Source organism: Rhizobium sp. PEPV16 (assembly GCF_008919455.1).
GTDB classification, from domain to species: domain Bacteria; phylum Pseudomonadota; class Alphaproteobacteria; order Rhizobiales; family Rhizobiaceae; genus Rhizobium; species Rhizobium leguminosarum_Q.
The window spans coordinates 1-13,722 of record NZ_VSZV01000307.1 but is presented as its reverse complement, the minus strand read 5'-3'; the positions used below and the strand labels follow the sequence as shown (position 1 = coordinate 13,722).

At 61.5% G+C, this 13,722-nt stretch carries 16 protein-coding genes; 6 read left to right on the top strand and 10 right to left on the bottom strand.

Features of this window, described 5'->3' with window-relative positions; all coding sequences use genetic code 11:
• The first annotated feature begins 139 nt into the window (after window positions 1-139).
• Both FY112_RS16565 and FY112_RS16560 read left to right on the top strand, forming a co-directional pair.
• A complete protein-coding gene (locus FY112_RS16565; RefSeq protein ID WP_094086392.1) occupies window positions 140-727 on the top strand; it encodes a DUF1214 domain-containing protein in 588 nt (195 codons plus the stop codon).
• Window positions 720-1,268, top strand: a complete 549-nt coding sequence (locus FY112_RS16560) for a DUF1254 domain-containing protein (RefSeq protein WP_094086393.1) — start codon at window positions 720-722, stop codon at window positions 1,266-1,268. Before FY112_RS16565 ends, FY112_RS16560 begins: the two co-directional genes overlap by 8 nt.
• Window positions 1,269-1,281: 13 nt before the next feature.
• On the opposite strand, the gene FY112_RS36780 is transcribed toward FY112_RS16560, so the two are convergent.
• A complete protein-coding gene (locus tag FY112_RS36780; RefSeq protein ID WP_003546657.1) occupies window positions 1,282-1,449 on the bottom strand; it encodes a hypothetical protein in 168 nt (55 codons plus the stop codon).
• A gap of 541 nt (window positions 1,450-1,990) precedes the next feature.
• Between FY112_RS36780 and FY112_RS16555 the strand changes: the two genes are divergently transcribed.
• A complete protein-coding gene (locus tag FY112_RS16555; RefSeq protein WP_026158597.1) occupies window positions 1,991-2,197 on the top strand; it encodes a hypothetical protein in 207 nt (68 codons plus the stop codon).
• Between the two features lie 249 nt (window positions 2,198-2,446).
• Window positions 2,447-3,496 (top strand): DUF2336 domain-containing protein, encoded by a 1,050-nt coding sequence (locus FY112_RS16550; protein ID WP_131718894.1) that lies wholly within the window; start codon window positions 2,447-2,449, stop codon window positions 3,494-3,496.
• A gap of 70 nt (window positions 3,497-3,566) precedes the next feature.
• On the opposite strand, the gene FY112_RS16545 is transcribed toward FY112_RS16550, so the two are convergent.
• The 4 genes from FY112_RS16545 to FY112_RS16530 form a co-directional block, all read right to left on the bottom strand.
• Window positions 3,567-3,911 carry a DUF1491 family protein gene (locus tag FY112_RS16545; protein WP_026158596.1) on the bottom strand — a complete coding sequence of 115 codons (345 nt, stop codon included), beginning with the start codon at window positions 3,909-3,911 and terminating at the stop codon, window positions 3,567-3,569.
• Window positions 3,912-4,091: 180 nt separating this feature from the next.
• Window positions 4,092-5,540 carry a methyl-accepting chemotaxis protein gene (locus tag FY112_RS16540; protein WP_151518878.1) on the bottom strand — a complete coding sequence of 483 codons (1,449 nt, stop codon included), beginning with the start codon at window positions 5,538-5,540 and terminating at the stop codon, window positions 4,092-4,094.
• A 120-nt stretch (window positions 5,541-5,660) separates the two neighbouring features.
• Window positions 5,661-6,581, bottom strand: a complete 921-nt coding sequence (locus FY112_RS16535; protein ID WP_131622047.1) for a peptidoglycan-binding domain-containing protein — start codon at window positions 6,579-6,581, stop codon at window positions 5,661-5,663.
• Window positions 6,553-8,085, bottom strand: a complete 1,533-nt coding sequence (locus FY112_RS16530; RefSeq protein ID WP_181018231.1) for a HAMP domain-containing sensor histidine kinase — start codon at window positions 8,083-8,085, stop codon at window positions 6,553-6,555. The genes FY112_RS16535 and FY112_RS16530 overlap by 29 nt, the downstream gene beginning before the upstream one ends.
• Window positions 8,086-8,546: 461 nt before the next feature.
• On the opposite strand from FY112_RS16530, the gene FY112_RS16525 reads away from it, so the two are divergent.
• On the top strand, window positions 8,547-9,041 hold the full coding sequence (locus FY112_RS16525; protein WP_151518876.1) for a DUF5330 domain-containing protein: 495 nt from the start codon (window positions 8,547-8,549) through the stop codon (window positions 9,039-9,041).
• A 247-nt stretch (window positions 9,042-9,288) separates the two neighbouring features.
• A complete protein-coding gene (locus tag FY112_RS16520) occupies window positions 9,289-9,711 on the top strand; it encodes a SufE family protein (RefSeq protein ID WP_017959631.1) in 423 nt (140 codons plus the stop codon).
• 332 nt (window positions 9,712-10,043) lie between these two features.
• Here the strand turns inward: FY112_RS16520 and FY112_RS16515 are convergent, their stop codons facing one another.
• The 5 genes from FY112_RS16515 to FY112_RS16495 all read right to left on the bottom strand — a co-directional run bounded on the left by FY112_RS16515 (window position 10,044) and on the right by FY112_RS16495 (window position 13,648).
• On the bottom strand, window positions 10,044-10,475 hold the full coding sequence (locus FY112_RS16515; protein ID WP_003557810.1) for a MucR family transcriptional regulator: 432 nt from the start codon (window positions 10,473-10,475) through the stop codon (window positions 10,044-10,046).
• Between the two features lie 440 nt (window positions 10,476-10,915).
• Window positions 10,916-11,248 (bottom strand): monovalent cation/H(+) antiporter subunit G, encoded by a 333-nt coding sequence (gene mnhG / locus FY112_RS16510; protein WP_094086399.1) that lies wholly within the window; start codon window positions 11,246-11,248, stop codon window positions 10,916-10,918.
• Window positions 11,245-11,598 (bottom strand): cation:proton antiporter, encoded by a 354-nt coding sequence (locus FY112_RS16505; protein ID WP_017959629.1) that lies wholly within the window; start codon window positions 11,596-11,598, stop codon window positions 11,245-11,247. Before FY112_RS16505 ends, mnhG begins: the two co-directional genes overlap by 4 nt.
• Window positions 11,595-12,068, bottom strand: coding sequence for a Na+/H+ antiporter subunit E (locus FY112_RS16500; protein WP_151518875.1), 474 nt, complete (start codon window positions 12,066-12,068; stop codon window positions 11,595-11,597). The genes FY112_RS16505 and FY112_RS16500 overlap by 4 nt, the downstream gene beginning before the upstream one ends.
• On the bottom strand, window positions 12,065-13,648 hold the full coding sequence (locus FY112_RS16495; protein ID WP_151518874.1) for a Na+/H+ antiporter subunit D: 1,584 nt from the start codon (window positions 13,646-13,648) through the stop codon (window positions 12,065-12,067). Before FY112_RS16495 ends, FY112_RS16500 begins: the two co-directional genes overlap by 4 nt.
• Window positions 13,649-13,722: the final 74 nt, after the last annotated feature.

The following is a 13,722-nucleotide window of genomic DNA, read 5'->3' as shown; positions in this document are numbered from 1 at the left end:
GGCTTTGCCGCATGGACATGACGGCTTTGCCGCATGGACATAACCGGGGATCAATCAGCGCCTATGTCACTGCCCGGCATTCCACCCTGCCAGAATCAGTGGTAACCCTTTCATCCGATATGGTTTCCAAGGTCATGACGTGTTTCGATTCCCCCTCTTTATCGCGATCACGCTGATCGTCGCCTTCGGCGGCGGGATCATGATTTCGCTTTATGCGCTGGATGCGACACAGGGTTTCGGGGCGATCAAGCTCGGTGCCTGGGAGGCCTTTCCGGCGTTGCAGACGGTCGAGGCCGATCCTTACGCCAAGTCGCATCGCGCGCGCGCCGGCAAGCTGCTCTATGGCAGCGCCGAGGGCCTGACCTTCACGGCGAGCGTCGACGACGAGGGCGCGCGACTGAATGCCGACTGCCGCTACCGCATCAGCGGGCAGACGCCGCCTGCCCGGCTCTGGACCCTCTTTACCGCCGACAATGGCGGCAATCCGGCAGCGGTGAAGACCGGGCATCCCTCAGCGCTCAATTCCTGGACGGTGCTGCGCAATCAAGACAGCAGTTTCTCGATCGAGATCTCAGCCGTCGCGCAGCCGGGCAACTGGCTGGCCTTGCCAGAGGCCGGCACCTTCCGGCTGGTCCTGACGCTGTTCGACACACCGACAGCCGGCAGTTCCGGCGTGATCGACCTCGCCATGCCGAAGCTCACCAAGACCGGATGCGGCAATGCTTAGGATATTCTTCGCCGTCCTGACCGGCCTTTTCGGCGCAGCCCTGCTGCATCTCATCATCATCCTGTCGCTGCCGCATTTCACCGGAAGGGATGCGGCGACCCGCGTGGAGGCAGAGGGCGACCTCAATAATTTCTACCTGCTCGGCGACCGATATGACGAGGCCGGCCTTGCCAATGGCGACCCCTTCCTGCGCACCGCCGTCTGCTCCTTCGACGTCGAGGATGCGCCGGTACATTTCACCGCCAAGGGCAATGTGCCTTTCTGGTCGATCGCGATCTATGACAGCGCCTCCAACGAGGTCTTCAGCATGAACGACAGGACATCGGTCGGCGGCGCGCTCGATGTGCTGGCCGGCAGTCCCATCCAACTGACAGACCTGCGCAAGAACTTGCCGCAGGAGCTGCAGCAGGCAATCCTGGTGGAAATGGCACGGCCGGACGGCTATGCCGTGCTGCGGACGCTGGCGCCGCAGGCGAGCTTCGATGAGGCTGCGCGCAACTTCCTGACGGAAGCCGGCTGCGAGCAATTCGCCGCTCGCTGAGGTTGAAAAGCGGTTACTTCTTGTTGACGCGCGGCGCGGGCGCCGGACGATGTTTCGGGCTCTCGGCCAACCGCTCGTAGCGGACGCCGGTGAACCAAAGGATCTTGGCTTCGCGGGGCTCTTTGTCCGGGCGACGCGGCGCCCGCGGCCGCCGATCCGCCAATGCGACTACTATTGCCATTCTCGTCTCCATGCACTGCCCGAGACGGATGAAGTTGCGATGGATTTCACCCTGCCCGCCAATATGCGAGCCGGCGCGTCCTGCAGTGCCGGAATGACCGGACCGAGGGCATTCGCGCCTTTCCCACGGCACCTGATTGAAATACCGTGATGCGGAGTTTCAACGATCCAAATACTCAAATCGCGTCGTTCCTATCCGAATTGAGACAGATGACAGTTAACAGTTTACTAATATTCGGCCGGGGCCAAACACAGTTCACGCTACTTCCCTTTAACGCTCGAAGAGTTGATTTGGTTTCACCCCGCCTGCGCAAACGACCGGCTGGAGATCGACGGATAAAATTAGAAGCAATTCATATAGTTGACACGGGGACAGGGAACCCGCCGGCCGGAAAAAGGGCGACGTTGCAGAAATGCATCATGAAAATATTTAATTGCGAGGCGCTCAGATGCGCGTATGTTCGATCATGTCGATCACACGTTTCCGGGCTCCGATCGATCGGGGATTTTTCACGTTCTTGCCGGAATGCGGAGGGCAAGCGATGTCTTTGCTGGTCAATTCATCTTTCTCGCCTGAAGATCTCGACGTGCTGCGTAGTGCGCTTGATGCCTGGTGCACAGAACGGCGCATCGACATCAAAAGCGTCGACGCGCAATTCGCGGCATCCGCAGCACTCGACCTTTATCAGGCCGGTTACGACAGCCGCGAAAAACTGCTGCACGCGCTCCGCGATCACAGGATCGCCTGAGTTTTTCCACCATCACGGCAGCGATGCGCAATCGTCGCAGCACGCCTTCCAAACCACGCATTTTTATATTGCCGGCTAACCATATCGCAACACGTTTCGCGTGTATATTTCTGTTGCATTTTAATAAAATCTTCAGCATGCATTAACCGTACCGGTGTAGGATTTGTTCATAACCGTATGGCCTGACATGCGTTCCGCCAGCGCATATCGGCCCTTGGTCCCCTAATTCTGCGTTTTCGGGGTGTATTTGTGCGTGACCGGTTTCGAGACCTAGAAGGCCCCTTGGCCGTCAGGAAAAAGGACGTGGTATTGATGGCGACTGTCAGCAGTTTCGAGAACCTGTCTCATCCGACACGGTCCGAACTGCGCCAATTCGCCGAACTTTTCATGCCGCTGTTCCAGGCCTCCTCCGACGAGGCCAAGCGCCAGGCGGTCGCCGCCCTTTCTCAATGCAAGAACATGCCAGCCGCGGTGGCGCTGTTCATCGGCAACCAGCCGATCGAGATCGCGGCCCCTTTTCTTACCGCCTCAAAGGCAATCGCCGACGATACGCTGATCACCATCGCGCGCATGCAGGGTGCAACGCATGTCAAGGCGATCGTCAGCCGCGATTCACTCTCGCCGAAGGTCATCGATGCTTTGGTGGCGCTCCGCCAGAGCCAGCCGCGGTCGGCGGCCGCATCGGCGCCGATCATGGAATCGCCGGCGGTTCCACTTTCGCCGGCGCCTACCGAGACCAACGAGGCAGATGCGCTGGAGGAACAGCGGGTTGCCAATGAAGAGGCGTTGCGCGAGCGCATCCTCGGCCTTGCCGGCCATCTCGGCCGTGCCGACAAGGACAGGCTCGGTCTGCGCACGCTCACCGACATTCAGGAGGCGCTGCTGGTGCGCTTCGCCCGCTCGCGTGAGGCCACGCATTTCGCGACCGCACTTGCCGATGCGCTTTCCGCCAGCCGCTGGCTTGCCGAGCGCATCATGCTCGATCTTTCCGGCCAGCAGCTCGCCACGACGCTGACGAGCCTCGGCATGGGCTTTCTCGATGCTGTCTTCGTGCTCGAAAGGCTCTATCCGCACCTTGCCGAACAGCACCACAACGTCACTCGCGGCTGGATGGTGCTCGATGCGCTCGACCCGGAAGAATGCCACGAACGCGTCGAAGCCTGGAGGCGCGCCGATCGCTACACCTATAAGCCGGAAGCGCCCGATGCGGCCGCACCGGCGGCAACACCCGACTATCGCTTCATCCGCCAGGCGCCGCCGCAGCGCGACATGCGCGTCATGGGGCGGCGGTCTCGCTGAATTAGAACGACTAACCTCACCGCATGGCGAGCTGTTCGAAAAGGTGAGAAGCTGACGCGCGTCTTGGCTATCAGCCGTCCTTCGCAATCGGGATCATATCCCCCAGTTCCTCCGCCTCCAATTCGACGATCCAGAGATCGGGGTCGAATTTGCGTTCGCGCTCCAGCATCGCGCGGACAGCTTCCGGATCGCTCCGCGACAGGCGGACCTCGAACAGGCGGTCGCCGGCCTGGCCTTCGTCGAAGGCGGTCTGGGGCGCCGGCGCATAGAGCGTTTCCAGGCCGTTGCGGAAGTGCTGGCGGATGAAGATCGCACCCGCTTCCTCCGCACCCTTCTTCTCGACGGCGGCGAAATCGCCGCTGGCGAAGACGCGGCGCAGGAGGGCGGAAACGAAGATGTCGGCGCGTAATCTCATCGGTGCGGTATAAAGCATGTCGCGCAAAAGTGTGCAGCAGTTTTGCGATAAGGACATGCGGGAAATAAAGACTTAAAGCGCGAGACGTGAATCTGAAAGATTGCACGTGCTTTAGACGGGCGCAGGCGTCGGCAATCCGCGGTCAAATTTTGACCTCGGGGCCAGACCTTGATCCCCAAATCAGACCTTGACTGCCAACCGCAATCCGCCCCAATGCCGTCCGCGCACTGTGATCGGAGCGGAGATATCCTTCATCATCACGAAATTGCCGCCGCCCATGTCGCGCCTGTAGGTCTGGACGAGGAAGGGCGCGGTGCTGCGGCCGGCGGCAAGGCCGACGCGATCGGCGAAGATGCGGCGATTGCGGCAATTGGCAGTGTTCCAGACGGTGTCGCCAGGCCGCTGGGCTTGCGAGAATTTTCGGTTGTGGGTCGGCAGATAGCCGTTCTCGTCGATCGCCGCGCAGAAGGCGATGCGCTCGTCCAAGGTTGTGACGGGTTCCTGGATCGGCGGCAGCAGACGGTCGGTGAGTTCGGTGAAGGCTGCCATCATCTGTGCCGGATCGGAGCGTGGTATCGGCCGATACCGCCGGTCGAAAAGAGCATCGAGCCCGATCTGCCCTTCCGCGACGGCGCGCTCGAAGGCGCCGGAAATCTGTCTTGCCACCGACTGCGCTTCCTCGATCCAACGGCTGTCGGCGGTCTTGACGCCGGCGCTCGCCGTCAGCTGGATCAGGGTTTCCGAGAGGCCGACAACGCTGTCGACGCGTTTTGCCGCCTGCTGCAGCCTGACATTCGAGCCGGCGACCTCGGCCGACATCTCGCCGAGTTTCTCGACGAAGCCGGCGCATTGCTGATCGACCGCCTCGGTGGTGTTGGCCATGACAGTCGAACTGTCCAGGATGCGGGTGATGACATGTTCCATGCTTTCGAAGGCGCCGCGCATCGCCTCCGACTTGTCACGCACGCCGGCTGCACTGTCGCGCGCATCGCTGCCGGCGGCCGACAGCCGGTCGATCTTCACGCGCAGTTCGTCCAGCGTCTGCTGGATTGAGCCGGTCGCCTTCGAGGTCTGCAGCGAAAGCGCGCGGACCTCGGTGGCGACGACCGCAAACCCCTTGCCCGCATCACCGGCGCGCGCCGCCTCGATCGCGGCGTTCAGCGCCAGCAGGTTGGTCTGGCGGGCGATGGTGCTGATCTCCTCGGCGATATTATCGACGTCGGCAAGCGACTTCGAGAAGCCGGCGATCTCAGCGCCGATCTCGTTGGAGGACTGGACCATGTGGCCAATCTCGGCGACGGAGCCCGTCAGGCGGTCGGCCGATTCTTTCAGCATGTGGCGGGCCTCGGCCGCCGTGCGGTCGGTCTCGCGCAGCGACATGGCGACCGAGCGGTTGGTCTCGGCAATCGAAAGCGCGGTGCGGGTAACATGATCGAAGGCGGAGGCATGCCGGGCCGACATTCCCGCCATGTCCTGGATGGCGCCGGCGATATCGACGAGATCGATGCCAAGGGTGGAGGCTTCTTCGGCAAGACGCAGCAGGATGCGGCGCAGCGCCTCGCGATCAGGCCCTCCCGCTTCGACCGCCGGCTCTCCGGCCAGATCGTCTATCGCCTTCAGCGCATGCATGTCCGACGCTCCTCCGCCCAATCAGAAAAGCTTCCGTCAACATGGTTAATAAGTTGCAAACAGCAGCCTCGCCTTAGACTTAGGTTGTAGGGCGAAGCCAACCGTGCGGCATCATGGCGGCTAGATCGCGCCGATTTCCTTGAGTTTCTTCAGCACCGCCTGGTTCGGCTCGCCGTCTTCGGGCAGGTTGTAGTGCTTCTGAAAATGGCGGATGGCCGCGCGGGTCTGCTCGCCGGCGACGCCGTCGACGCCGACATTGGCATAGGCCATGTTGGAAAGACCCTTCTGGATCTTCAACACCAGGTCGACATTGGTGATTTGGCTTGATGGAACCTGCTTTGCCGCCGATGGAACCGTTTTGACGGTCTTCTCGGCGCTGCGGATCGCCGCTGCCACCGGGTCTTCAGCCGCCGCCTTCGAGCTGACATCCTCGGGCGGCTTTTCGGCGGGTACGGTCGAGGGGCCGGCGGCATCGGTCTTGAGCGCCACTAGCACCTCCGGTGTCGGATCGCCGGTCTGGGTCATGCCGACGGTCTCTTCGAAGAAGAGAATGGCCGCACTGGTGCGGGGGCCGATGATGCCATCGGGTATGCCGTTATAGAGGCCGCGGCGCACCAGCTGTTGCTGGATGTCCATGACGAGCTGGCTCGGCTGCTGGCCGGGTGCGGCAGGCGCCGGCGTCGCGTTGGTGGTGGCGGTATCCTGCGGCCGTTCGATCCGGAAGGTGGTGACGTCACCCTGTTGCTCCTCGGCCGGGCGGCGGGCGCCGAGCACGGTCGGAGATTGAGGATCGCGGGTGCGGAAAATTGGATGCGGATGCAGGCCCGGCTGATACCAGAGCGCATTGGCGGCGACGAAGGAGAAGATGACGGCGAAGGTGATCGTGCCGCCGGCGACCGACGGATTGCGGCCGATAACGCCGCCGAGCACGGATGCGCCCTGCAGGCCGAGCCCGCCGAGGGCGCCAGCGCCTGACATCAGAAGGCCCGGCTGCTGCCGTCCCCTTTTTCCCTTAGGCGATTTTCGCTTGCGCGCGGCCATCGAAACGCCCCTCTTCTAATTCTGCACCTGTGTTGACCGCGCCCTTCAGCCGCGGCGGAAACTCGACAGTCGCGCCATGGCCGGCGTCTTCGGCGTGCTGGGCACCCGAGCCGTCCATTGCGATCTCAATGGTAATGATCGTGCCTTCGCCCGGCTGGCTGGCGATGGCGAAATACCCGCCATGCAGCGCCACCAAGCCCTTGACCAGGGAGAGACCGAGGCCGGAGCCTTCGAACTGTCGGGTATAGTCGTTCTGGATCTGGACGAAGGGCTGGCCGAGCAATGCCAGCTTGTTGGCCGGGATGCCGATGCCGGTGTCGCTGACCGTCAGCTTGAGGATGCCGTCGCGCGCTGCCGCATCGACCGAGACCACGCCGCCGGCCTCGGTGAACTTTATGGCATTGCCGACGAGATTGATGAGGATCTGCTGGATGGCCCGCTGATCGGCGACGACCTCGCCGAGGCCGCGCTGGATACGGCTCGTCAGGGTGAGGCCCTTGGTCTTCGCCTGCAATGCCAGCATCGATTCGCAGGATTTGACGGAGCTTGATATGTCGAAGGCTTCGAGGATCAGCTCGTAGCGGCCGGCTTCGATCTTGCTCATATCGAGCATGGTGTTGACGACGGACAGCAGATGCGCGCCGGATTCGCGGACCAGGCCGACATATTCGCGCTGACGGTCGTTTTCGAACTTGCCGAAATATTCGCCGATCAGGATATCGGAAAAACCGAGAATGGCGTTCAGCGGCGTGCGCAGCTCATGGCTGACGGCGGCGAGGAAGCGCGATTTGGCATCATTTGCCGATTCGGCATCGGCCGCGCGGTTCTGGGCTTCGTCACGCAGCTGCTGCTCGACGGAGACATCGCGCAGCTGGGCAATAACGGCGGCAAGCTCGCCGTCGGCATCGCGCCGGGCCGTCATGTCCATTCTCAGATAGGCAAACTGGCGCTGATCGCGCGAGACCGAGGGCCGGTCGAGGCGCAGGTCGACGCTCTGAGCATCCTCGCCCCGGCGCAGGCCATCGAGCGCCTGCAGGAAAAGGATGCGGTCGGAGACATGCACCTGCTCGAGGAAGCCCCTGCCCTTCGGATCGCGCATCCAGGCAAGGAAATCGCGTCGGTCGCGACCACCGACGGTCGCCACACTGCCATGCGGGTCGAGGAAGAAGACGAGGCCCGGGGTGGCGGCAAGGAAGAAATCCTCGGCCGACTGCGTGGCGATACCGGCGGACGAGCCCTGACGGGCGAGCGCGATGCTGCCGACGGCGGAAAAGAGAAAGGCGGCGCAGACCATGGCGACACCTGCCGGCAGCGCCACGGCCGGACTGGTGACCGCCGAAAGACCGATAGGAGCGGCAACGAGAGCAGCCGACGAGAGCAGCACGAGGCGGCGCAGGATCGCGAGCTCGCGTTGGCGCACGGCTTCACCGCCGCCCGTCCGGGAGAGCCAGCTTGTCGCTGCCCGGTCTACGAGGGCCGTCATCCAGCCGCCAATGTTACTCATTACACGCACGCAATACCTGCCCGAAAGGCTGTCTATCGATCCGGACAATAGGCCTTGGCGACTTAAAGAAAGGATAAGGCAAAAGCGCTGTTCACAGCCAGAAACGGCCGAAATTCTCGTTTTGAAGCATCTGGAAGGCTCTTTGCCTTTTGTGGTTAATAGGGGGTAAGCGACGGATTTTCCTCATATTTCAGCATTGCGTTAACTCCTGTGGCAAGGCGAGCCGGCAAAAGTCCTGCAATTGCAAGCAGGTGCTGCCCTGATGCTTAACGGCGATCGCTCGCATTCGACTAAAATACGGCTCAAATGCCGTTCGCTAAAATTTGAACTAAATTTGCCGCAAATGCGCGTGAGTTTCGAAAAGCGGCATTCGCAACTTGGCGGTAGGGTGAAAACACACCGGACAACCGGCCTGATTCGGCGACAAGAACCGGACGGGGAAAACAGGATGGGCAACGACAATGTGGTTTCTGATCAAAGGATCCTTCTGGTTTGGCCTCGTGCTCGTGCTTCTTTCCGTCTTCAGCACGGAGAATTCCGACAAGCTCGCCAACGGCCCGCAATTGCAGCTTTCCGACGCGTTCACGGCGGCAAGCGGCGCCTATGACTATTTGACCGGCATGTGCTCGGAGAAACCCGAGGTCTGCGCCAAGGGCACCGAGACCCTCACCGCACTCGGCTACCGGGCCCGCGAAGGCGCCCGCGTTGCCTATGAACTTCTCGACAGCCAGTTCAAAGATGAGGCGCCGGCAACCGCAAAGCTTGCCGAACCGCAGATGCCGGTGGCGCTCAACATGCCTTCCCTCACCACGCCTGCCATCCAGGAAAAGGTGCGCGAGGCCAAGGCCGCGCTCAACCAGCCGATGCCTTACCGTCCGCCGGTCGAGGATGATGCCTCGCCTGAGGCGGTGGTGACCGGCGCCATTCCGCTGCCGACGCCGAAGCCGGCGACCTGACCCTTAACCAGCTTGCATCGGTGGTCCGCATGACGCGGAGATGCCCCATGCCTGACGTGCCTGCCCTGTTTAATTCAGCATGTTGCTGCGCCGTGAGGATGCCCATCCCTCACGGCGTTTCTTTTTAACGGTTCAAATCTGCCGGTCTTTCACCTATATGCAGTCTTAGAGCATTTCCTGACGCATTCCGGACGCAAAACCGCTGCGCACTTTTGCTGGAACTGCTTCAATAGTGAAAGGCTTCTCCATGGCATCCCTCGACCAGATCATCGACGACTTCGCTTTCCTGGACGATTGGGAAGACCGCTACCGCTATGTCATCGAACTCGGCAAGGCGCTGCCCGACTTGGCGGAGGAGAAGCGTACCTCCGAGAATAAGGTGATGGGCTGCGCCAGCCAGGTGTGGCTGGTGAGCCATACGGCGGGCGATCCCGACAATCCCGTCATGAGCTTCGAGGGTGATTCCGACGCCCATATCGTGCGCGGCCTCGTCGCCATCGTGCTTGCCACCTATTCCGGCAAGACGGCCTCCGAGATCGCCGGGCTCGATGCCTTCGAGATATTCTCGAAGATCGGCCTGGTGGAGAACCTGTCATCGCAGCGTTCGAACGGACTGCGGTCGATGGTGAACAGGATCCGCGAAGAGGCAAGAGTCCGCGCTGCGGCTTGACCGTACTCGTGGCTGGCCTGCTTTGATGGCCCCAGGACGGGCGAGCGGGTCGGTGCCGGCTCGGCAATCGAGTATATTAACACTTTCTCATAGTATAGGAATACATTCTAAGCCTGTCGGCAAAGCATAAGACGGGACCGCTTACGCTGTCGTGGCGTCCGGCCGAAACGGGCCGGCCGGTCGACCATCCAACTCCGTTTGAGCCAACAGAATGCTTCAATCTAACCCGGAAAGGCTCTAAATATCGGAATGAGTATTTCTTCGTCTTGAAAAAGCACACAAAAAGCCGGGCAAAAGACCCGGCTTTTTGTCGTCGATGCTTTCGAAAAAGCTCAGCCGCGGCCGCGCTTGCGGCGCTGCCCGAGGCCCATTTCCTTTGCCAGGCGCGAACGCGCTTCGGCATAAGCGGGCGCTACCATCGGGTAATCGGTCGGCAGGTCCCACTTCTCGCGGTATTCTTCCGGCGAGAGGCTGTGATGCGTCATCAGGTGACGCTTCAGGGACTTGAAGTTGCCGCCGCATTCCAAACACGTGATCTGCTCGTCCTGTACGGACTTGCGGACAGAAACTGCAGGCTTCTGCTTTTCGACGATCGCCGCAGCAGGCTGCGGTACGGACGTGTTGCTCAGTGCCGAATGCACGTCGGAAATCAGATTGGCCAGGTCGCTGACCGGTACAACATGGTTGCTGACATAGGCCGCGACGATGTCGGCTGTCAGTTCTACAAGCAGCTCCGGCGCATTGCCGGTCGCTATATCCGTCATATTCTTTCTCCTGTTAGCATGCTCAAACGGTCTTTGACTGACACGCCAAAGACCCGCCTCGTAGAAGCGAACAGCAAAAGCACAGGAAGCGACCTTCTGTTTCGAAAAACGCGAAATCCACCCCTAGATTCCGAAGAGCGTGACCTGTTCTTATACTGCCTGACTGGAAACCACTACGTCATGCCCCAGGCGATGGCCTCAGTTTAGACATTAAAAATCAAAACTGAGGGACTTGGAAGCAGTACGATTGCAATCCACAATCAGAACTCTACTTGCATTTTCAAATACCATCGTTTGGTCGAAAGGCCAATTATTATTTGTCGTTTTTCTTGAGAAAAAATGACAGATGAAGAATTGAGGGGCTCTTCGGCAAGCTTTACTCACAGCTTCCTGTGCATAAGTTTTGCATAAATCTGGTAAAGTCCCCGAACAGCATAGGCTCAACGATCCCTGATATCGTCACGGACCGAGAGTGCACCGAGATCATATCCCGAACGATGGGCAGCTCTGGCAAGCAGGTGGGCGGACACCGGCGCCGTCAGCAGGAAGAAGACGAAACCGGCAATGGCGCGGGCGAGAATCGCCGGGTCCTCTGAATAGAGGCCGGCGGCAAGGAGCAACAGGCCGGAGCCGACAGTGCCCGCTTTCGAGGCCGAGTGCATGCGCGTATAGAGATCGGGCAGCCTGACCAGGCCGATCGCCGCCGCAAGCGCAAAGAAAGCACCGGCAATCAGCAGCAGGGCGGTGACGGCAGCCACCATATAATCGATCATCGCTTCTTCCCCCCTGCCCGGCGCTTTTGCGTGTTGCCGTTTGCCGCAGCGGCGGGCGGCTTCGATTTGATGTTGCCGCGCGACAGCACGAATCGGGCGAAGGCGACTGTCGCCAGGAAACCGACGAGGCCGAGCGAAATGGCGATATCGATATAGAGCGAAAACCCGGTCTTGACCGCGATGACGGCGATGAAGCCGATGGCGATGCCGGTCAGCATGTCGAGGGCGAGGATCCGATCCGGCAATGTCGGACCGGCAACGACGCGCCAGACGGTCAGAATCAGCGCCAGGCCGAGAATGACGAGTGCGGCCGAGGATGCGAGTGCGACGATGGCGGCAGGTGTGATCACCGGAAGGCCTCCATGATCTTGCGTTCGAAACCGTTGGCGATATCACGCTTGGTCGTCTCGGGATCGGAACAATCGAGCGCGTGCACATAGAGCGTGCGGCGATCTGCAGAGACGTCGACCGAAAGCGTACCGGGTGTCAGCGTGATGAGGTTTGCGAGCAAAGTGATCTCGAAATCGCTCGTCACCGTCAGCGGCAAGGCGAAGATGCCGGGCTTCAGCTTCATATCGGGCGAGAGGACAGTGACCGTGACCTTCCAGGCCGACAGCGACAATTCCTTCAGGAACAGAGCGGCGAGCGAGAGCACCGGGAGGACACGGGGGATATGTCCCTTGCCGCCGAATGACTCGCGGATGATGACCAGCGCCAAGGCCCCGAGCAGCAAGCCGAGGACGAGATTGTGCAGCGAGGCGCTGCCGGTAACAGCGACCCAGGCAATGGCAAGCAACAGGTTGAAGAGGAAGAAGATCACGGCGCGCGCCCTTCCGGGAAGACCGAATGAAGATAGGCCTGGGGATCGGCCAGGCCGGCAGCGGCCGATTGCGACAGCGCCAGCAACTGTTCCGGCAGGATGCCAAAACCGACGACCAGCGCTGTCAGTGCCGCGAGCGGCAGGCCCGTGCGCCACCTGGCCCCGGGCGGCCTCCGGGCTGTCGGCGACGATGCTATCGGCGTCGGAGCTATCGGCGCCGGGCGCCAATAGGCGAGCAGGAAGAGACGGCCGAAGGCAATCGTCGTCAGAAAACCGCCGAGGAGGATCGAGGCCGCTAACCACCAGGCACCGAGATCAAGCGAGGCCTTGACGAGAATGACTTTCGGCCAGAAGCCGGAAAAGGGTGGCAGGCCGCAGGCGGCAAGGAAGAGCACGAGGGAGAGCGCGGTAAAGCCGCCGCTTTGCCTGTAGAGCCCGCCGAGGGCCGAGAGAGAAAAGCCGCCGCCGCGCCGGGCGATCTCGCCGGCGGCAAGATAAAGCGCCGTCATCAGCACCATGGAATGGAGCGCATAGAAGACAGCGCCGCTGATGCCGCCAAGGCCGCCGAGTGCGACGCCCGCCAGCATATTGCCGATGCCCGATATGACGACATAGCCGAACAGCCTACGGATATCGTTTTCGGCAAGCGCTCCGAGAGCGCCGACGACAATGGTCGCGACGGCGGCGAGCGCGATCACCAGGCTCAATTCCTGGCGCTCCATCGGCAACAGCATGACCATCACCCGGATCAGCGCGTAGATGCCGACCTTAGTGAGCAGGCCGGCAAACAGCGCGGAGACCACGATGCGCGGCGTATGGTAGGCGGCGGGCAACCAGAAATTGACCGGGAAGGCTGCCGCCTTCATGCCGAAGGCGAGCAGGAAGAGGCTTGCCAGCGTCATCAGCGGCGCCGTGCCGCGCAAATCCCCGGTTTTTGCAGCGATATCGGCCATATTGAGCGTGCCGAAGGCGGCATAGAGAATGCCGACGCCGACCAGAAACAGGGTCGTGGCAATCAGATTGAGCACCGCATATTTCAGCGCGCCGTCGATCTGCTCACGTTCGGAACCAAGGATGATCAGCCCGAAGGAGGAGATCAGCAGCACCTCGAACCAGACATAGAGATTGAAGATATCGCCGGTGAGAAAGGCGCCGGTGACGCCGGCCATCAGCAGCATCAGCAGCGGGAAGAAGCCGTATCGCCGGCCGCTTTCGCCGATATCGGCCAGCGCATAGATGCCACCGGCGAGTGCGGCCAGAGCTGCGGTGAAGGCCATCAGCGCACCGAAGAGATCGACGGTGAAGGCAATGCCGAAGGGCGGCAGCCAGCGGCCCATGACCATGGTCAGCGGCCCGTCGGCCGCGACCTTGGCAAGCAGCGCCGCATCGATCAGCGCCAGCGCCGCAAGACCCGGAATAGCAAGCCAGGCCTGCAGGCGGGGATAGCCGCGCAGCATCAGCAGGACGGCGCCGAGCGTGATGCAATGGGCGACCGGCAGGATGGCAAGCCAATGACCGATCGGCACCGGAGCGGTGATCAGGGCGGCGGAGAGATCCACGGTGGCGGTGGGGGCGGCCATGCGATTAGGTTTCTTTTCCGGTCGGCGAGGCTTGCTCCCTCTTCTCCCCAGCGGGGAGAAGGTGGCCCGAAGGG

Bases quoted from the DNA above. Each gene is read 5' to 3' on its own strand.
- FY112_RS16560 (WP_094086393.1), top strand. From the start codon at position 720: ATGCTTAGGATATTCTTCGCCGTCCTGACCGGCCTTTTCGGCGCAGCC.
- FY112_RS36780 (WP_003546657.1), bottom strand. From the start codon at position 1,449: ATGGCAATAGTAGTCGCATTGGCGGATCGGCGGCCGCGGGCGCCGCGT.
- FY112_RS16555 (WP_026158597.1), top strand. From the start codon at position 1,991: ATGTCTTTGCTGGTCAATTCATCTTTCTCGCCTGAAGATCTCGACGTG.
- FY112_RS16545 (WP_026158596.1), bottom strand. From the start codon at position 3,911: ATGAGATTACGCGCCGACATCTTCGTTTCCGCCCTCCTGCGCCGCGTC.
- FY112_RS16540 (WP_151518878.1), bottom strand. From the start codon at position 5,540: ATGCATGCGCTGAAGGCGATAGACGATCTGGCCGGAGAGCCGGCGGTC.
- FY112_RS16535 (WP_131622047.1), bottom strand. From the start codon at position 6,581: ATGGCCGCGCGCAAGCGAAAATCGCCTAAGGGAAAAAGGGGACGGCAG.
- FY112_RS16530 (WP_181018231.1), bottom strand. From the start codon at position 8,085: ATGAGTAACATTGGCGGCTGGATGACGGCCCTCGTAGACCGGGCAGCG.
- FY112_RS16525 (WP_151518876.1), top strand. From the start codon at position 8,547: ATGTGGTTTCTGATCAAAGGATCCTTCTGGTTTGGCCTCGTGCTCGTG.
- FY112_RS16520 (WP_017959631.1), top strand. From the start codon at position 9,289: ATGGCATCCCTCGACCAGATCATCGACGACTTCGCTTTCCTGGACGAT.
- FY112_RS16515 (WP_003557810.1), bottom strand. From the start codon at position 10,475: ATGACGGATATAGCGACCGGCAATGCGCCGGAGCTGCTTGTAGAACTG.
- mnhG (WP_094086399.1), bottom strand. From the start codon at position 11,248: ATGATCGATTATATGGTGGCTGCCGTCACCGCCCTGCTGCTGATTGCC.
- FY112_RS16495 (WP_151518874.1), bottom strand. From the start codon at position 13,648: ATGGCCGCCCCCACCGCCACCGTGGATCTCTCCGCCGCCCTGATCACC.